The organism is Achromobacter sp. EG18 (assembly GCF_059759395.1).
In genome coordinates this window covers 93,666-112,125 of sequence record NZ_CM186213.1, presented here as the reverse complement: position 1 = coordinate 112,125, position 18,460 = coordinate 93,666, and the positions used below count along the sequence as shown (strand labels likewise).

Genomic DNA, 18,460 nt, shown 5'->3' with positions numbered 1-18,460 from the left:
GTGAACGCTATTTCTGAACCTATCGCCCTGGATCGCACACGCTTCCTTGGCGGCACCGACATGGCCGCGCTGTACGGCGTCAGCAAGTGGAAGACGCCCCTGCAGGTGTGGGCCGAAAAGACCCGCCGTGACGCCTATCGCGAAGACGACCCGACCAAGACGAAGGTCCTCAACCGCGGCAAGCGCCTTGAGCCGGTCGTGGTGGCCATGCTGCGCGAGGACTACGGCCTGGACGTTGTCGCCGTGAACGAACGCTACACGCACCCCGACCACAGCTTCCTGTCCGTCGAGATCGACTTCGAGTGGCGCGTCACCGAGCAGGCCCTGGCTGCATTCCCCTGGCTCTCGCCGCTCGAGCTGGGCTCGCGCCAGAACGGCGAGGTCAAGACCGTGCATCCCTTCGTCGCCCACGAGTGGGGCGACATGGGAACCGACGACGTGCCGATTCACTATGCGGCGCAGTCCATGACCGGACTGGCCGTCACAGGCCGCGAGGCGTGCCTCTACGCCACGCTGGTAGGCGTGGATGACCTGACCTTCTATGCGGTGCGCCGCGATCAGGAGACGATCGACGCGATGGTCGCCAAGGCCGTGGACTTCTGGACCAACCACGTCCTGACCGACATCCCGCCCGATCCCGAAACGTTCGACGACCTGAAGTTTCTCTACGCCCGCGACAACGGCCAAGCGATCGAGGCAACCGACGAGATCCTGGTCCAGCTTGCCGAGTTTCGCGAGCTCAGCGACCAGGCCAAGCGCATCGAGGAACGCCGCGACGAGCTCAAGTTCGGCATCCAGACGTTTATGGAGCCCAACGCCATTCTGACCGCCAAGGGCGAGCCAGTCGCCACCTGGAAAAGCCAGTCCGCCAGCCGCCTGGATGGCAAGGCCCTGGCGCTGGCCCGCCCCGATATCGCCGCCGCCTACCGCACCACTTCCGAAACCCGAGTCTTCCGCCTGAAAGGAGCGAAGAAATGAGCGCATCCAAATTGAAAGCCGTGGCCACCGGCCAAGCACAGTCCCAGCAACTGGCCAGCATGAAGCCGAAGGACCAGATCGCCCACCTGCTGGAAAAGCGCAAGGGCGAGATCCAGAAGATGCTGCCCAAGCACCTTTCCGCCGATCGCCTGCTCAAGGTCGCGCAGATCGCCGCCACCACCACGCCGGCCCTGGCCGAATGCGACATCCCGTCGCTGGTGGGCGCCATCGGTCAATGCGCGCAGATGGGGTTGGAGCCGAACACCGTATTGGGCCATGCCTACCTCGTGCCCTTCAACACCAAGCGCAAGGACGCGGGCGGCAACGAACGCTGGGTGAAGTCGGTGCAGGTGATCGTTGGCTACAAGGGCCTGATCGACCTGGCCCGCCGCTCCGGCCAGATCGTGAGCATTGCCGCCCACGAGGTCTGCGAGAACGACACATTCGACCTGGTGTACGGCCTGGACGAGAAGCTGGAACACCGGCCGGCCATGGGCGAACGTGGCGCCGTCACCGGCTTCTATGCCGTGGCGAAGCTCGTAGGCGGCGGCCATGCCTTCGAATTCATGAGCCTGTACCAGATTGACCAGATCAAGGCGGCAACGCAAAGCAAGGGCGCCTACGGCCCCTGGAAAGACAACTTCGTGGAGATGGGCCGCAAGACCGTGATTCGCCGGCTGGCCAAGTACCTGCCGCTGTCCATCGAGTTCCAGAAGGCGACGGCTCTCGACGAGATGGCCAGCAGCGGCCGCGACCAGCGTCTGGACGACAACACGCTCGACGGCGATTTCATCTTCGCCCAGCCCGAGCCTGGGGCCGACCAGACCGAGGAAGGTGCCGGCGCGCCGCAACAGCTTGCCTATGACCCGGCCCCCGTGCTGGCGCAGATCACGAGCGCCACAAACATCGACGCCCTGGACCTGGTCGCCGACGGCTTCCGCGACGCGCCGGACGAGCACTACGACGCGCTCAAGAAGGCCTACGACGCTCGCCGAGCGGCGTTGGATCCTGCCGCTTAACCGTTCTCCCTGGGCGGCACCTCACCAGACGGAGGCAACCCCTGGCGCCGCCCGCCCCATTACCCAGCGATATCAAAACCCATAGGTGAACACATGGGAGCATTTTGCGTATACGGAATGACCGAGCAGCTCGCGAAGAAAGCCGCCGAGCGGGCTTGGCAAAAATATAAGGACTCCATGACCGCGGATGTTCGCGCGTGCCTGCGGCCATCCGACCAGGCCGACTGGATCAAGGTCAAAACCGAGTACCACCTGGCCAAGGGCAATCCCGTCCAGCTATCGGCACCGTTCGATGCGCCACAGTTCGCCCGCGAGTTCATCAAACTCGCCGCGGCCACCGGCCGGACCTCACGGCTGTGCATCATGCAGCGCGGCCCGAAGCTCGATAAGCACGGAGCGCCCCGTATCAGCAAGGCCACCAAGCGCCCGATGATCACCTGGGTTCCCTATCCGCGATAGCGCACACGAAGTATCACCTATCCCTATCGGAGCCTACATGGCCAAAAAATCCAAAGACGTGTATGGCGCGGACGGCCAGAGCAATCTGCTCAATTTCGATCCAGCCAAGTTGACCCTCGTCACCGACGAATCGAGCCCGCTCTATGACAAGCGCGTACATCTGCCCGTGAATGAGGCACTAGCGCGAAACATCGACTACCAGGGAGTGCTTGAGCCGGTGGCGGTTTCCAAGAACCCCGAAACGGGCGACACAGAGGTCGTGTTCGGCCGGCAGCGCGTGAAGGCCGCCGTGCTCGCCAACCAGTGGCGCCGAGAACGCGGTGTGCCTGAGCGGCTGATTCCCGGCATCGTCTACACGGGCAAGCGCGAGAACGCCCTGGACGCGATCGTCAGCGAGAACGAGGCCCGCACCGCCGATACGCCGCTGGGGCGCGCCGAGAAGATGCGCCAACACCTTGCCTTGGGCAAGGGTGAAGATCAGATTGCGGTCATCTACAACTGCTCAGTCGCCACGGTCCGCGACACGCTGGCGCTGCTGGATAGCCCCAAGGCCGTGCAGAACGCCGTCGAGGCAGGTCAGATCACCCTCACCCATGCCAAGGCACTTGTGAAGCTCAAACCCGATGAACAGCGCGCCAAGGTGGCCGAGCTGGTCGCGGCCGGTAAGAACGCCACGCCACATCAGCGAAGCCGCAAGCAGGCCGCGGTGATGAATGAGCCCGCTCGCGTGAAATCCCGCAAGCAAATCCAGGCTGCTCTAGAACGGGCTCAGGGCGACTATGCCTCTGCCCTGCGCTGGGTTCTGGGCGAGGAAGGGGGACGCGCTTCATGAGCTCTGAAACTGCTCAAGGCGCAATATCCGAGGATTGAGTGAGTTCCCCAATTGAATCGAAAAGAACGCGTGCTTCGTGATGCATTTTGTTTGCATCCCGCTTTCCGAATAGGACGTAAGAATTGCGTCCGGGACTGTCTCGCCGCTCCAACGTGCGCTCACAACCTTCAGTCAATAGCCCTCGCAGTCGAAGCACTGGACTAACCCAACGTCGATCCTCGAATTCAGCAATGTCGATTCCCTCTAAGATTTTCAGCGCTCCAACGAGCCTCCATCGGATCTCAGCGTAATGAGCGGGCTTTCGTTCATCCAGAGCCTGCTCTAGGTCCTTGAATGCTTCATAGGCGATTCTCGCAACGGACCGCATGGATATTGAAAGCAAATCCACTCGCTGCTTACGCGCCGCAAGGGCAGCCGCCTGATTCAATCGATGCTGAACCTTCACAACATAGATTCCCCCGAGAATCGCACCAATAGATCCAAATGCCTGGACCCACGCAGCCCATTGGCCGGATTCGTTGGGCGCTGGCATTTGCCAAATGAAAACCCCGACAAGCAACGCGATACCAAATATCGAAAAGACTGTGAGACACGAAAGCTCATTCCTTTCCATTTCTCCCTCGTCTATAAACAGCAGCCATTGCGCGAATCGACCGAACTTTCGTCGTGATGCTGCAGACGCGTGGCGAGCACCTCACTCCGTACTTGGGCGCGGCGCGAAAGAACTATGACGCCTTCGGTCCAAGCCTACGAAACTCCTCGCCAAGCTTGGCTGTGAGCACAACAGACTCATTAGGCCAGCATTTTTCGCATGCACCTAAAGGATGCAGATTCGCAATTTTAGAAACTGACTCCCATTTTTCCATGTACGCCCAATGGCCCTTCCTTTCCTTATCTATGGCGCCCCATTGACAAGATTCCGGCTCATTGAACCGATGAACTGTAAACGTACCTAGCTGGCCTTCGTTCGCTAACGTTTCACGAAGATTTACCGCAAATTTTATGCTGATCATGCAGCCACCCTCACTATCGAATAGCCGATTGGACAACAATCGAACACGATCAAGCAACTGCTCAAACTCCATGGGCGGCATGGCACAGGCCTTCAAGGGCGAACACTTCGACGCGATCAAGTCAGGCATCAAGACTGCGGGCTGCCACCTAGTGACGCCTTGGCGCAACCGGCTGGCGAGCCGTTCATGTGCCCAGATCGAACTTGCGAGCGCCTACCCCCATCGCGACGACTCCACGCGCCAGTTGGTGTTGCCTCGGAATGGCTATGCGATCAATCAAATCACGCATCCGTACTTTGAACCGCACCCTGCTATCGCCTACGCCATCGCTGATGCGCCGCTCGCGAAAGAATCCCTAATAGAAAAAACCCTCCATGTTCTGGAGAACTCATGCTCACGCTCACCCAAAAGGAACTGATCGAGGTCACGGGAAAAACTAGGAAAGCGGCTCAGATCGAAGCCCTCAAATTCCTCGCCATCCCTTTCAAGATTCGCCCGGATGGAGCCCCTGTGGTTCTCCGGGCCGCCGTGGAAGCTGCACTAGGCCATGCGACCAAGAACCAAGGACCGACACCTCCCCGCGTGCGTGTACCAGAAGCACGGCGCGTACTGGTACGTTAAAGGCGGGAAGTGGCGCAAGATCGGCGCCGATCTTCACAGCGCGCTGACCGAATATGCTCGTATCGTCTCCGCCCCAAAGGACGGCATGCCGGCATTGATCGATGACGCCCTTCCGATCCTGACAAAAGACGTCGCCGCCTCGACTCGCAAGCAATACGAATACTGCGCAGCTCAGCTCAAAGAGGCTTTCGTCGACTTCTATCCGAACCAAGTGCGCCACGGTGACGTTGTGGAGCTGCTGGACGGCTACTCCGATCGACGAGCCCTGGCCAATCGAATGCTGACCGTCCTGAAACTGGTCTTCCAGTGGGCCTTGGACCGCGGCCGGGTAGAAGCCAATCCATGCGTCAGCGTGAAGCGCTTCGTTCAGAAGCCGCGAGACCGGCTAATCACGCCCAAGGAATACGCAGCCATCTACGAGGGCTGCCCACCTTGGCTCCAATGCGTCATGGATCTTTGCTACTTGACCGGCCAGCGCATCGGCGACGTGCTGAAGATCGAGGATGGCCACCTTCGTGACGAGGGGCTGTACTTCGAACAGCAGAAGACGGGAAAGCGCCTGGTGGTCGCATGGACACCGGAATTGCGCGCAGCGGTGCATCGCGCCCAGGAGCTCCGCGTCGCCCCCACCAGAACGCCGTACGTCCTCGGCGGCCGCGGTGGCAATCTCCGACTCCATTCCAATGTCTGGCGCATCTTCAAGGACGCCGCGGTCAAAGCCAACGTCCCCGACGTAACCCTGCACGATTTGCGGGCAATGGCGGGCACAGATGCTGAATCCCAAGGTATAGACCCGAGCGCCCTGCTCGGCCACTCGGATCCCCGAACGACCCGGATCTACCTGCGGGACAAGCGCCCCAAACTCGTGAAAGGTCCAACCAGAAAGGCTGTATAGACACACAGTCCAGGGCGTCGAGTTTTAGACATCTAATTGACGACCGAGCGCAAAGCCTTTGTTTATGCGGTTCTCCGGTCTATAGATGTATTCCGTCATGCCCTGCCCTGCCTGACGCTGCAAATATCCCGACACTGCCGTTCTCCGCTCGCGATGAATGAGGGTCACAGTGTCGAGGCTGCCGCAGAGCGCCACAATTCGCGGATACCGAGCTGGATCAAAACATCGCACCATCCGGCCGAGTCGACATCGGCCCAGGACAACGCCCAAAAAATGTTGTAACCCGTTAATTTCCATCGGGTTTTCCCTATTGCCCAGGCCCCAGGGCGGCAGTAGATTGAAGTTGCCGGGCTGTCTGACACCCATCGCGTGCGAAGCCGGGCAGGAGCGCCTCAGACTCATCGCGAGCTGGGGCGCTCTTCCATTGCGCGGCCCGCAGACAGGACCCGGCGCGCCGGCGGCATTACAAAATCTATACACAGTCGCCCAATCCCCTCACAGGGCCATGGCTAGCATTGCGTCTTTCGTTGCCCGATTCGATTGACGACCTATGCTTGCCTACGCCCCACAGCCCAGGGCCTCGCGCCCCGTGCAGGGCGCCGCCGTCCGCAATCCCGCCATCGACGCCCTGCGTGGCCTGGCGATCCTGTGCGTCGTGCTGCTGCACGTGCAGATCCACATCCCGCAAGAACAGAGCCTGCTGGGAAAAGTGCTGCCGCCCGCCCTCTTCAACCTCGCCTTTCGCAGCGGCTATTACGGCGTCATCATTTTTTTTGTGATCTCGGGCTTTCTCATCACGCGCGCAGCCCTCGAACGCTGGGGCAGCCTGGAAGCCGTCCCCTGGAAACCGTTCCTGCGACGCCGGATCGCCCGCATCTACCCCTGCCTGGCTTTGCTGGTATTGATACTGGCCGGCCTGCACTGGGCCGAGGTCCCTGGCTTCGTCGTCGACAACACCAGCCTCGCCCGGGCTGCGGCCAGCGCGCTGGCGCTGCATCTGAATTGGCTGGAAGCCCAGGTCGGCTACCTGCCCGCGGCCTGGAACGTGTTGTGGTCGCTGTCCATCGAAGAGGCGTTCTACCTGGCGTTTCCGCTGATCTGCATGCTGGCGCTGGCTGCGGGCCGGCGCGCACTGGTCGTGGCGCTGCTGCTGTTCGTGGTGCTGGGTCCCTTCGCCCGGGTTGCCCTCAGCGCCAACGAAATCTGGGCCGACCACGCCTACCTGTCCGGCATGGACGGCATCGCCATCGGCTGCCTCGCGGCCTTGTACGCCGCCTGCCCCGCCCGCTGCGCGCGGCACGGCCGCAGGCTGCTGCTTGCCGGCACCGCGCTGTTCTCACTGGTGTTCCTGTTGCGCAAGACCACCCACATGCTGGGCCTGACGGGCCTGGGGCTGAACGTCACGCTGCTGGAGATCGGCGTGGCCTGCCTGCTGATAGGCTGGAGCCGTCCGCGGCGTGCGCCACGTCCCAACGCCATCGCCGCCGCGCTGCGCTGGGCCGGGCAAAACAGTTACGAGATCTACCTCACCCACATGTTCCCCGTGCTGCTGCTGGCGGCCGCATCGTGCCGCAATTCCGGCGGCGTCGTGTCGACCTGGTGGCGGGCGGGCGCGCTGACCGCGGCCAGCGTGCTGGCGATCCTGCTGTCGGCCATGCTGGGGGGATTGGTGGCGCGCTATTATTCGACGCCCATGCGCCACTGGCTGACCCGGCCCGCCCCACGATGAAGCGGCAGACGGCTGCTCTGTTCCACGCGGTGCGTCGGGCGCCGCTGGCACCCATCCGGCAAGGCCACCGTGAAAAAGCATACGATCGGTTATCCTCCGCAGCAAAAACCACGAGGATGAATCGAACGTGAGCACCGCTCATTCCTTCCAGACCGGCAAACTGGCGTTGGTCCTGTCCAATCGGCTGGGTGATACGTTATATCAGATGACCCTGGCCAACAATCTGCGCAAGGCCGGCCGCGACCTCACCGTGTATGGCGTGCACGGCCACGCCTTGCGGGAATGGTTTCCCGACTTCGATATCCAGCCCCTACCCGCGGACATCGACGGCCTGGCGGGATACGACACCATCGTGCAAATGGACCCGGACAGCCCATTCGACGGCCTGACCCGAGTCTGCAGGCGTTTTCTCAGCACCAAGGAATGGGGCAAGATCCGGGCGGCGCCGCGCAGGCATGCCTCGCCCAACGGCATCCTGGATGAATTCCGCCGGTTCTCGGTCGACGCCTTCGGCCTGACCGAATGGAGCGACGACAACGGACTGCGCGCGCCCGCGCGCTTCAAGGCCCGCCTGCACGACAAACGCGTAATCCTGCACCCCACCTCGAGCGAAGCGGAACGCTGCTGGACGCCGGGAAAATACGTCCTGGTCGCCCGTCGCCTGCGCGCCATGGGCTATGAACCCACCTTCGTGCTGGCGCCCTCTGAACGCGCGTTCTGGCGCCCGCTGCTGGAGCAGGCCCATGCCGGCCTGGTGGAAGCGCCCTCCATCGATGGTGTCGCCGCGCAAGTCTACGAGTCGGGCTGGTTCATCGGCACCGATTCCGGGATCGGCCACCTGGCCTCCTGTTGCGGCCTGCCGACGGTGACCATCGTCGACCGCCCCCGCAATATGCCGCGCTGGCGGCCGGCCTGGGCCGACAACATCATCGTCAAGCCGTGGTGGCTGCCCCTGCGGACCCTGCGCCGCAAATATTGGCGCGAGGCCACCACGGTGGCCGCGGTGATGCGTTGCTTCGGACGCATGGTGCATCGCCAACGCCGCTGAGCGGGAAAACAAACAAACCGGTTGTCGACATGTCGGCAACCAGCCTGGCTCGGCAAGGCCGATTCCCGCCGCGCACGAGACTCCTGAACGTCGTTCTCGCGTCAGGCTGCCACCGCCCCGCTCCTGACCATCCTCGCCTCGTCCATCGCGGCCTCGTAAGCGCTCAACGTCTCGGCCATCTTCTGGGACAGTACCAGGTGACGGTCGGCGAACGCCCGCGCCTGCTCTGCGATGCGGGCGGCCTGCTCCGGATGCGACCAGATCCACGCCAGTCGTTCGGCAAAACCGGCGATGTCACCCACCGGCGCCAGCCAACCCGTGCTGCCAGGGTGAACGATCTCCGGCAATCCCCCGACCGCGCTGGCGACCACCGGACAACGCGCCGCATAGGCTTCCGGCACGACGCGGGACCAGGCCTCGTTGACGGATGGCACCAGCACCGCGTCGGCGGCATGGATGACACTGGCGATATCCTCGCGATGTCCGGCGAATGTCACGCACCCGCCGATTCCCAGTTCCGCCACCAGCTCTTGCAGTTTCTGGCCATACGCCATGGTGCCGCGTGTCGGCATGCCCACCACCAGGGCGTGCGCCGGCAACCCGCGCTGGCGCAGCAGATGCACCACGCGCAGCAGGTCCTCCTGGCGTTTGTCCGGACGCAGCATGCCGATGGTCGCGACGACGAACGCGGCCGGATCCAGCCCCAACTCGCGCCGGGCCGCCTGGCGCCGCTCCAGCTTGTCCGCGCCCACGAAAAAGCCATGGTCGGCCCACTCCCCAACGACACTGATACGGTCCTGCGCGGCAAAGCCCGCCGTGACAATATCCTGGGCGCCCCCCTGGCTGGTGGTGATGACACGGTGGCAGCCCAGGCGCCATTCCAGTCGTCGCCGCCAGCAGGTGCCCAGAGGGCGGGCGAAGTGCCAGGTCCGTACCAGCGAGCACAGGTCGCGGCATAGCGCGGTCGCCTTGGCGTCCGACGTGCCGTGCGCATCGATGACCTGGATGCGCAGATCCTTGACGAGCCGGCGCAGCTTGAGCATGCCCGACCACGAATACGGCGAACGGAAGTTCATGCCGATGGTCGCCAATCCCCAACTGCGCGCAAGCTTCAGGGTTTCGCTTCCTGGCGGCGCGGCAATCGCCACGGCGTGGCCCTGCTCCCGCAGCCAGCGGGCCTGATCCAGGACGCGGAACTCCAAGCCACCCAGGTTCGAGCCAGAAAGCGTGTGCAGAATTTGCATGAAAATAAAAAGACCGGAAAGCGTGACGCAACTGGCGACGCCCGGTGGCAACTCCGCCCCCGGACCAGCCCGACTCGGTTGGCGCCCAGGCAGGGGCGGCATGAGCGGGATCTCGAATCCGCAGGTCGGCGCTTGGTAAGATGGCCGTCGCGCATCCTTGCGCGGCAGGCTATCGGGTCATCGAAACCAACTGAAACGCCAATTTTGTGAAATTTAGCTATCGGTCAGGAATATAGACAGGCAAAAGGGGACGAATTAGGCGATGCCTTTAACTATTGTTAATTTCTTTGCTGATTTCGTAACATTCTGATTCCACACCTCCCCTCCTGCCCAAGGTGGCGCCGTCGGCATGCACTGGCACGAAAGGTGCAATACCCAGACAACAAGGGTTGGAACCAGAAGCCGAACGGCCTCTTGCGCCGCGCAGGCCCGTCGGCCGCAACAGCGCCGATGGCGGGAAAATTGAGGGGAAAGCCATAGGGGAATGACGACGGGCGCGCTCCGCCCTCGCATTGCGCGAGGCATCGTCATCAGCGCTGTCCTACGTACCGCCCATGCCGGCCCGGTCTGTGCCGACCGGGAATCAGGGATCAGAAAATGCAGGCCTTTTGCGCGCAGGTCTTTTGCGAGCCTTCGACCAGAAAAACCGCCACCCGACGATAAACCGATGCCATGCGGGCGCCTGTCGACATGGCGCGGTGGACTGCCGCTGCATCACGAAAAACAAAGCGGGCCTCGGATTGCTCCGAGACCCGCATCGTTCTTTGGTAGGCCCCCCGAGAGTCGAACTCGGCACCAACGGATTATGAGTCCGCTGCTCTAACCAGGCATGAGCTAGAGGCCCAGGAAACTTACTGCCCTTCCAGGAAGCTCTTCAGCTTGTCGGCCCGGCTCGGGTGACGCAGCTTGCGCAGCGCTTTGGCCTCTATTTGGCGGATGCGCTCACGCGTGACGTCGAACTGCTTGCCCACTTCTTCCAGGGTCTGGTCGGTGCTCATTTCGATACCGAAACGCATGCGCAGCACCTTGGCTTCCCGCGGGGTCAGAGAGTCTAGCACTTCCTTGACCACGTCGCGCATGGAACCATGCAGCGCCGCGTCCGAAGGCGCCAGGGTGGAGGTGTCCTCGATGAAATCGCCCAGGTGCGAATCGTCGTCGTCCCCGATCGGCGTTTCCATGGAGATCGGCTCCTTGGCGATCTTCAGGATTTTGCGGATCTTGTCCTCGGGCATGTCCATCTTCTGCGCCAGGGTCGCGGGATCCGGCTCGGCGCCGGTTTCCTGCAGGATCTGGCGGCTGATCCGGTTCATCTTGTTGATCGTTTCGATCATGTGGACCGGAATACGGATGGTGCGCGCCTGGTCGGCGATGGAACGCGTGATGGCCTGACGGATCCACCACGTCGCGTAGGTCGAGAACTTGTAGCCGCGACGGTACTCGAACTTGTCCACGGCCTTCATCAGGCCGATGTTGCCTTCCTGGATCAGGTCCAGGAACTGCAGGCCGCGGTTCGTGTACTTCTTGGCGATCGAGATCACCAGGCGCAGGTTGGCCTCGGTCATTTCGCGCTTGGCCTTGCGGGCCTTGGCTTCGCCGGTGGCCATGCGCTTGTTGACGTCCTTCAGGTCCTTGAGCGGCAGCACCACGCGGGTCTGCAGGTCGATCAGCTTCTGCTGCAGTTCCTGCACGGCGGGGATCTGGCGCTCCAGCGTTTCGGCGTACGGATGGCCGGCAGCCACTTCGTCGACGACCCACTGCAGGTTGGTTTCGTTGCCCGGGAACACCTTGATGAAATGCGTGCGCGGCATGCCGGCACGGTCCACACACGTGTGCAGGACGGCGCGTTCGAGCTGGCGCACTTCTTCCACCTGGTTGCGCAGCGTGTCGGCCAGCTTCTCGACCATCTTGGCGGTGAAGCGGATGCCCATCAGTTCGTTCTGGATCGCCTCCTGCGCGCGCACGTAGATGTCCGACTTGTAGCCGTCCTTCTCGTACGACAGGCGCATCTTGTCGAACTGCTTGCCAACCTCGTCGAACTTGGCCAGCGCCTTCACGCGCAGGTCTTCCAGCTGCTTGCTGGACATGCCGCCGGCGGGGCCGTCGTCGCTCTCGTCTTCGTCGGCCGAGACACCAGCACCCGCGTATTCCTCGCCGTCTTCCGGATCCACCAGGCCGTCGACCACTTCGTCGATCTGCGCCTGGCCTTCACGCACGCGCAGGACGTGGGCGAGGATCTCGTTGATGGTGGTCGGGCAGGCCGAGATGGCCATGACCATGTGCTTCAGGCCGTCTTCGATGCGCTTGGCGATCTCGATTTCGCCTTCGCGCGTCAGCAGTTCCACCGAGCCCATCTCGCGCATGTACATACGCACGGGGTCGGTGGTGCGGCCGAAATCCGAATCCACGGTGGTCAGCGCGGCTTCGGCTTCGTCTTCGACGTCGTCGTCGTTGGACGCGACCGGCGCGTTTTCGCTCATCAGCAACGTTTCGGCGTCGGGGGCCTGGTCGTAGACCGCGATACCCATGTCGCTGAACGTGCTGATGATGCCGTCGATGGCTTCGGCGTCGACCAGGTCGTCAGGCAGATGGTCGTTGATTTCGCCGTACGTCAGGTAGCCGCGGTCCTTGCCCAGCTTGATGAGCTGCTTGAGGCGGTTGCGGCGCGCTTCATATTCCTCGGCCGAGACGGGGCCGCGGGCGATCAGGTCCTTGGGATCGGCCTTGCCGCGCTTGCCGCCACGCTTGGGCGGCTTCAGGTCCGGCAGGACTTCGCCTTCGCCGTCCATGGTGTCGTCGAAACCGTCGGAATCGTTGTTGGCATTCTTGGCCGGGCGGCCCGGGCGGCGGCCGCTGGGGGCCGGGCGCGCGCTGCCGACCAGGTCGGCGAGCTTGTCCTCGGCCTTCTTGGCGCGGGCCTTGGTCACCTTCTCGGGCTTGTCCGCCGCCGCCGTCTTGGCGGCCGCCTTCTTGGCGGCCGTCTTCGCGGCAGGCTTGGCGACCTTCACCGCCGTCTTGGCGGGCGCTTTTTCCGCCGCCATGCTGACGACGCGCTTGGCCTTGGTGGCCAGCGTGTCGGTCGCATCAATTGCAGAGGAGGATTTGCCGGTGGATTTGGTCATAGTCGCTTCCGTGGTCGTCGCAACCCGTTCGGGCATGTTGCACCGCATGAAACCGCCGCCGGGCAAAGGCCCATCGCGGCATCCATGCGGGTAAAACTGGTGAATCGGCGGAAACCCTGCGGCTGCGTTGTTCGCAGCACCGGCTCTTGCGAGCCCGCCTGGCGTCATTGCGGTCCGTGACCGGCTGGGCGCCTGGCGTGCATGGCTTCATCCCGCGACGGACTTCGGGCATCGAGGGGGGCTGTCTGCCTATAAATAGGCGTTGCTTGCCTGGCGGGCCTTGCCCTTGGCAGCTGGATAGACACAGCACCCAAACCTCAGACGCGACGCGAAGATAACCGTCGCCGGACTGCGTGATTCACCACTCAGCTATAGTAATTAACTATGTAACAAATTTGACGCACTCATCCGCTTTTTTTCACGTATGGGCTGGGATTCCCGGCAATCCGGTACCGCCCCCGCCCATCCGCCAAAACTTCGGCCGATCCGCTCGTCAAACCTTAAAACTATTAGATTCAGGCGGCGCAAATAGATTCCGCGCGCCGCATTTTTCCTGCCGTCACTTCGCTTCCTGCGGCCACGCTGTAGTCGCCTCTCAGCTGACCGTATCAGTTGCCTGACTCAGTTGCCCGACCCAGTTGCCTGCGTCACAGCTACCGCTACCGTCGCCAATTGCTTGCAGCCGCTTGCGCATCTGCTCTTGCCACAACCGCTTTTTCAACCTTTCGCGGCGGAAAACCCTTGATTTTACCGCATTTAGCGTATGCCGGCACCCTTGAGCACCAACATGCGGCTCGACAGTTCCAGGTAGCGCTTGCGCGCCTCTTCCGTCGCCAGGCCAGATGCCGCCAGCTTGGCCATTTCCGCCTTGGCCGAATCGAATTCGATCCGCCGCAGCGCGTCGTCCCACTCGGTCTGCGGGTCGGGCAGGTCCTCCTGGGACAGGATATCGACCCGCAACCCCTTGAGCACCGTCGCCAGATCGGAGTCGGGCTCGGCGGCTTCCAACAGGGCCCCGACATGGCGCGCCCCGCTGGATTGGGCCAGCATGATCAGGTCCCTTACCAATCCTAGATGGGGGCCGTGGTCGATGACTTCAAGCTGCTGGTCCCCCATCGAGTCCACCAGTTCGGGATGGGCCAGCAACAGGCTCAACAGACGCTTGGCCAATGACGGCATGGTGCGGCGCCCTTCGAAACCGCCAACGTCATCGCGCTTGCCCTTCCAGTTGCCCTTGCCGCCCTTCCAGTCACCCTTGCCCTTCCAGTCGCCTTTGCCCTTCCAATCGCCCTTGCCTTTCCAGTCCTGCTTGCCCGCGCCGGCATTCCAGCCGCCGCCCTGCTCCCCGCCTGGCGAGGAAAACTGGCCGTAGTCGACGTATTCGCCATCATCGGCCGGGATGTCGTGGAAGTCATGGCCGCCGAAGTCGTAACCGGCATCCGCGGGCGCGCCATCGTGCAATGCCGCAGCGGCGCCCCCGCCCCCTTCGACAGGCGCCGGCTTGGCCGGCGCGCCGAACGGCTTGGCGGGTTGCTGCGCCAGCACCTGGGCCATTTCCTCGGGCGTCAGTTGCACCAGCTTGGCCATCTCGCGCTCGATCTGCACGCGCAAGGCGCATTCCGGAATCGACGCCAGCAGGGGCTTGGCCTCATGCAGGCAGCTGGCGCGGCCTTCGGCCTCGTCCATGTTGTGACGCGATGCGAGTTCGTCCAGCAGGAAACGCGACAGCGCCACCGCCTCGCCCAGGCAGGCGCGGAAGGCTTCGGCGCCCAGTTCGCGCACATACGAATCCGGGTCATGCTCGCTCGGCAGGAACAGGAAGCGGATGGCGATGTCGTCGCGCAACACCGGCAGGCATGCCTGCAAGGCGCGCCACGCGGCGCGGCGGCCCGCGCCGTCGCCGTCGAAACTGAAAATCACCTTGTCGCTGGTGCGCAGCAGCTTCTTGACGTGATCCGGCGTGGTCGCGGTACCCAGCGTGGCGACGGCGTTGGCGATACCTTGCTGCGCCAATCCGACCACGTCCATGTAGCCTTCGACCACGATGACCTGCCCTTCCTGCCGGATCGCCTGGCGGGCTTCCCACAGGCCGTACAGCTCCTGGCCCTTGGAAAACAGCGGGGTCTCCGGCGAATTCAGGTACTTGGGCTCGCCCTTGCCGATGATGCGGCCGCCAAAGCCGATCAGGCTGCCGCGCGCATTGCGGATCGGGAACATGATCCGTTCGCGGAAGCGGTCGTAGCGGCGGCCATCCTCGGATTCGATGACAAGTCCTGATTCCACCAGCGTGGGATCTTCGTAATTGGGAAAAACCTGCGACAGCCCGTGCCGGTCCGTGCCGGACCAGCCCAAGCCGAAATGCGCCGCGATCTCGCCGGTCAGGCCACGTTGCTTCAGATAACGGATCGCCGCGGGCGATGCGCGCAACTGCTTCAGGTAATGGGCCTGGGCGGCGTCCAGCACTTGCGTATGGCGGGACTCCTCGGCCTTGCGGCGCGCGGTTTCCTGCTGCTGGCGCGGACTGCGATTTTCTTCGGGGACCGTCATTCCCGCCGAAGCCGCGAGCGTGCGCACGGCTTCGGGGAAACTGGCGCCCGTGTGTTCCATCAGGAAGGTGATGGCGCTGCCGTGGGCTCCGCAACCGAAGCAGTGATAGAACTGCTTGGTGGGGCTGACAGTGAACGACGGACTTTTTTCGTTATGAAAGGGGCACAGGCCAAGCAGGTTGGCCCCACCCTTTCGCAACTGCACGTATCGCCCGACTACATCGACGACGTCGACCCGGGCGAGTAATTCCTGGATGAATGATTCTGGAATCAATAGATTCTGGAATCAGAAATCAATACAGGCGCGGGGGCAGTTGCTGGCTACGGATGCGCTTGTAGTGGCGCTTCACAGCGGCGGCGTGCTTGCGCTTGCGCTCGGCCGTGGGCTTCTCATAGAACTCGCGCGAACGCAGTTCGGTGAGCAAACCGGTCTTTTCGATGGTGCGCTTGAAGCGGCGCAGAGCGGCTTCAAACGGTTCGTTTTCCTTCAGTCGAACGATAGGCATAAAGTGATTGGCCTGCTTGTAGGGTAACAAAAGTTGATGACAAACCTGGCTTGCTTACCAGCAACGCCACGTGGTTCCGGACGGCGAACCGCCTGTAAGCTCAGGCCGCAGACTACGCACGCGACAATAGTAATCGCGCATGCTGTCCGGACCAAGAGTTCAAGAGCCCCGCACACAGGATTCCCTGCCCGCTGAACTCCTTGCTTCCAGGCGCCAGCGCCAAGAGCCTTGCAGCGCTAAAGTCCTAAAATCGGCTGGCTCTAGGGCCGGCTGGCTGCTGACTGGCAAGAGTCTCCAGGGCCGGTTGCGTTACCCAAAGACTACCTAAAGAGTAACAAGCCAAGTTCGGTTTAGCGATAACCAGCGATTCTAGCATGGTCATGGCTATTTTGACTACCGGGGGAACAGTCTGGCGCCCTGCCCTCGCACCATCATGCCGCGCATCGACGGCCAGGATTGCCAGACCATCCGTCCCCGTATGACTTCAGCCCTTGGAACCCTTGCGGATCCAGGCTTCCAGCTGGTGCGGACGCAGGCTGTCGTAATCCTCGAACGGCTGGTGGATCCAGGGGTTGGTCGGCAGCTTGTCGACGTAATAGTCGGGCTGCGCCTGGGAATGCCCCTTCCACCACAGCACGGCGCTGCGCAATTCGGTGATGTCGGCGAACTGGCTCTTGAGGTGGTCGTACACCTTCATGAACGTCTTGCCGGTATCCACCATGTCGTCCACCAGCAACACCCGCCCGGACAGCGTGCCGCGCGTGATGGTGATGAACTGCGCGATATCCATATCGCCCTGCTTGGTGCCCGCAGCTTCGCGGTAGCTGCTGGTCGCCAGAATGCCCAACGGCACATCAAAAATGCGGGACATGACGTCGCCCACGCGCATGCCACCACGCGCCAGGCACAGAATCTTGTCGAACTCCCAACCGGACTGGTGCACCTGCAAGGCCAGGCGCTCGATCAAGCGGTTGTAGTCGTCCCACGTCACCCACAGATGGCTATCGTCACTGGTTGGCGCGCTCATAGGCAAGGATCTCCTGCGTGAAAATACGAAAAGGCCGCCGCCGGTAGGAGACCGGCGGCGGCCTTGCGAATGATAACCCGATGTCAGCCCTTCAGGGGATGACGCAGCACAATGGTTTCGTTGCGGTCGGGACCGGTCGACACCAGGTCTATCGGCACGCCGCAGACTTCGGCCACGCGCTCCAGGTAGCGACGGGCGGCCTCGGGCAGCTTGTCGTACTCTGTGATGCCGACGGTGGATTCGCTCCAGCCGGGCAGCTCTTCCAGCACCGGCTGGGCTTGCGCCACGGCATGCGCGCCGTACGGCAGCACGTCGCGGAATTCGCCGTTGACACGGTAGCCCACGCCCAGCTGGATGGTTTCCAGGCCGTCGAGCACGTCCAGCTTGGTGATGCACAGGCCGGTGATGCCGTTCAGGCGGACCGAGCGCTTGAGCGCGGCGCCGTCGAACCAGCCGCAGCGGCGCGGACGGCCGGTGACCGAACCGAATTCCTTGCCGATGGTGGCCAGGCGGGTGCCGATCTCGTCGACCAGTTCCGTGGGGAACGGGCCCGAGCCGACGCGCGTGGTGTAGGCCTTGGTGATGCCCAGGACGTAGTCCAGCGACTGCGGACCGACGCCGGCGCCCGCCGAGGCGGCGCCAGCGACGCAGTTGCTGCTGGTGACGTACGGGTAGGTGCCATGGTCGACGTCCAGCAGCGCGCCCTGCGCGCCTTCGAACAGCAGGCGCTTGCCTTCCTGTTGCATGGTGAACAGCGTGCTGGAGACGTCCGCGACCATCGGGGCGATCGCCGGCGCCAGCGCCATGGCCTGATCACGCACTTCGTTGGCCGAAACGGCTTCGGCGCCCAGGTACTGGGTCAGCACGAAGTTGTGGTAATCCAGCACTTCGGCGAGCTTTTCGTCGAACAGCGCGGGGTTGAACAGGTCCTGCACGCGCAGGGCGCGGCGGGCGACCTTGTCTTCGTAGGCCGGGCCGATGCCGCGACCGGTGGTGCCGATCTTGCCATCGCCCTTGCGCGCCTCACGGGCCTTGTCGACGGCCACGTGGTACGGCAGGATCAGCGGGCAGATCTCGGAGATGCGCAGACGCGAACGCACGTCCAGGCCGGCGGCCTCGAGCTCTTCGATTTCCTTGAGCAAGGCTTCCGGCGACAACACCACGCCGTTGCCGATGAAGCAGGTGACGCCGGGATGCATGATACCCGACGGGATCAGGCGAAGAATCGTCTTCTTGCCATTGATCCACAGCGTGTGGCCGGCATTGTGACCGCCCTGGAAGCGGACCACGCCCTGGACGGATTCCGCCAGCCAATCGACGATCTTGCCCTTGCCCTCGTCACCCCACTGGGTGCCGATTACGACTACGTTCTTGCTCATGTTACGAATCAATATCGAGTTTCTCGGGAAATCCGGAAATCTCCC

At 62.9% G+C, this 18,460-nt stretch carries 15 protein-coding genes and 1 tRNA gene; 9 read left to right on the top strand and 7 right to left on the bottom strand.

Annotated elements, in window-relative coordinates; all coding sequences use genetic code 11:
- The 9 genes from AC6CR5_RS00495 to AC6CR5_RS00455 all read left to right on the top strand — a co-directional run bounded on the left by AC6CR5_RS00495 (nt 1) and on the right by AC6CR5_RS00455 (nt 8,594).
- Complete coding sequence (locus AC6CR5_RS00495; protein ID WP_498085155.1) at nt 1-978, top strand: YqaJ viral recombinase family nuclease; 978 nt, start codon at nt 1-3, stop codon at nt 976-978.
- Nucleotides 975-1,997, top strand: coding sequence for a recombinase RecT (locus AC6CR5_RS00490; RefSeq protein ID WP_498085154.1), 1,023 nt, complete (start codon nt 975-977; stop codon nt 1,995-1,997). Before AC6CR5_RS00495 ends, AC6CR5_RS00490 begins: the two co-directional genes overlap by 4 nt.
- 117 nt (nt 1,998-2,114) lie before the next feature.
- Nucleotides 2,115-2,456, top strand: a complete 342-nt coding sequence (locus AC6CR5_RS00485; RefSeq protein ID WP_498085153.1) for a hypothetical protein — start codon at nt 2,115-2,117, stop codon at nt 2,454-2,456.
- 37 nt (nt 2,457-2,493) lie between these two features.
- On the top strand, nt 2,494-3,288 hold the full coding sequence (locus tag AC6CR5_RS00480; RefSeq protein WP_498085152.1) for a ParB/RepB/Spo0J family partition protein: 795 nt from the start codon (nt 2,494-2,496) through the stop codon (nt 3,286-3,288).
- A gap of 1,002 nt (nt 3,289-4,290) precedes the next feature.
- Nucleotides 4,291-4,719, top strand: a complete 429-nt coding sequence (locus AC6CR5_RS00475) for a hypothetical protein (protein WP_498085151.1) — start codon at nt 4,291-4,293, stop codon at nt 4,717-4,719.
- Nucleotides 4,692-4,922, top strand: coding sequence for a DUF4224 domain-containing protein (locus AC6CR5_RS00470; RefSeq protein WP_498085150.1), 231 nt, complete (start codon nt 4,692-4,694; stop codon nt 4,920-4,922). The genes AC6CR5_RS00475 and AC6CR5_RS00470 overlap by 28 nt, the downstream gene beginning before the upstream one ends.
- A complete protein-coding gene (locus AC6CR5_RS00465; RefSeq protein ID WP_498085149.1) occupies nt 4,888-5,817 on the top strand; it encodes a tyrosine-type recombinase/integrase in 930 nt (309 codons plus the stop codon). The genes AC6CR5_RS00470 and AC6CR5_RS00465 overlap by 35 nt, the downstream gene beginning before the upstream one ends.
- A gap of 550 nt (nt 5,818-6,367) precedes the next feature.
- Entirely contained in the window at nt 6,368-7,546 is a 1,179-nt protein-coding gene (locus AC6CR5_RS00460; protein ID WP_498085148.1) for an acyltransferase family protein, read from the top strand.
- A gap of 127 nt (nt 7,547-7,673) precedes the next feature.
- On the top strand, nt 7,674-8,594 hold the full coding sequence (locus tag AC6CR5_RS00455; protein WP_006387914.1) for a glycosyltransferase family 9 protein: 921 nt from the start codon (nt 7,674-7,676) through the stop codon (nt 8,592-8,594).
- A gap of 101 nt (nt 8,595-8,695) precedes the next feature.
- Here AC6CR5_RS00455 and AC6CR5_RS00450 read toward each other — a convergent pair whose 3' ends face one another.
- From AC6CR5_RS00450 to AC6CR5_RS00420, 7 genes are all read right to left on the bottom strand, one after another.
- On the bottom strand, nt 8,696-9,838 hold the full coding sequence (locus tag AC6CR5_RS00450) for a glycosyltransferase family 4 protein (RefSeq protein WP_006387913.1): 1,143 nt from the start codon (nt 9,836-9,838) through the stop codon (nt 8,696-8,698).
- Nucleotides 9,839-10,603: 765 nt separating this feature from the next.
- Nucleotides 10,604-10,682: transfer RNA gene (locus AC6CR5_RS00445), tRNA-Ile, on the bottom strand.
- Nucleotides 10,683-10,689: 7 nt separating this feature from the next.
- Nucleotides 10,690-12,957: an RNA polymerase sigma factor RpoD gene (gene rpoD, locus AC6CR5_RS00440; RefSeq protein WP_020926935.1), complete on the bottom strand. Its 2,268-nt coding sequence runs from the start codon at nt 12,955-12,957 to the stop codon at nt 10,690-10,692.
- Nucleotides 12,958-13,713: 756 nt separating this feature from the next.
- Nucleotides 13,714-15,777 (bottom strand): DNA primase, encoded by a 2,064-nt coding sequence (gene dnaG / locus AC6CR5_RS00435; protein WP_053499128.1) that lies wholly within the window; start codon nt 15,775-15,777, stop codon nt 13,714-13,716.
- A gap of 19 nt (nt 15,778-15,796) precedes the next feature.
- Nucleotides 15,797-16,009, bottom strand: coding sequence for a 30S ribosomal protein S21 (gene rpsU / locus AC6CR5_RS00430; protein WP_006218592.1), 213 nt, complete (start codon nt 16,007-16,009; stop codon nt 15,797-15,799).
- A gap of 484 nt (nt 16,010-16,493) precedes the next feature.
- Nucleotides 16,494-17,036, bottom strand: a complete 543-nt coding sequence (locus AC6CR5_RS00425) for a phosphoribosyltransferase (protein WP_006387865.1) — start codon at nt 17,034-17,036, stop codon at nt 16,494-16,496.
- Nucleotides 17,037-17,119: 83 nt separating this feature from the next.
- Complete coding sequence (locus AC6CR5_RS00420; RefSeq protein ID WP_006387864.1) at nt 17,120-18,415, bottom strand: adenylosuccinate synthase; 1,296 nt, start codon at nt 18,413-18,415, stop codon at nt 17,120-17,122.
- Between the last annotated feature and the right edge of the window lie 45 nt (nt 18,416-18,460).

Coding starts and splice junctions, on each gene's coding strand:
- AC6CR5_RS00470 (WP_498085150.1), top strand. CDS start 4,692: ATGCTCACGCTCACCCAAAAGGAACTGATCGAGGTCACGGGAAAAACT.
- AC6CR5_RS00420 (WP_006387864.1), bottom strand. CDS start 18,415: ATGAGCAAGAACGTAGTCGTAATCGGCACCCAGTGGGGTGACGAGGGC.
- rpoD (WP_020926935.1), bottom strand. CDS start 12,957: ATGACCAAATCCACCGGCAAATCCTCCTCTGCAATTGATGCGACCGAC.
- rpsU (WP_006218592.1), bottom strand. CDS start 16,009: ATGCCTATCGTTCGACTGAAGGAAAACGAACCGTTTGAAGCCGCTCTG.
- AC6CR5_RS00490 (WP_498085154.1), top strand. CDS start 975: ATGAGCGCATCCAAATTGAAAGCCGTGGCCACCGGCCAAGCACAGTCC.
- AC6CR5_RS00480 (WP_498085152.1), top strand. CDS start 2,494: ATGGCCAAAAAATCCAAAGACGTGTATGGCGCGGACGGCCAGAGCAAT.
- AC6CR5_RS00485 (WP_498085153.1), top strand. CDS start 2,115: ATGACCGAGCAGCTCGCGAAGAAAGCCGCCGAGCGGGCTTGGCAAAAA.
- AC6CR5_RS00475 (WP_498085151.1), top strand. CDS start 4,291: ATGCTGATCATGCAGCCACCCTCACTATCGAATAGCCGATTGGACAAC.
- AC6CR5_RS00425 (WP_006387865.1), bottom strand. CDS start 17,036: ATGAGCGCGCCAACCAGTGACGATAGCCATCTGTGGGTGACGTGGGAC.
- AC6CR5_RS00450 (WP_006387913.1), bottom strand. CDS start 9,838: ATGCAAATTCTGCACACGCTTTCTGGCTCGAACCTGGGTGGCTTGGAG.
- AC6CR5_RS00460 (WP_498085148.1), top strand. CDS start 6,368: ATGCTTGCCTACGCCCCACAGCCCAGGGCCTCGCGCCCCGTGCAGGGC.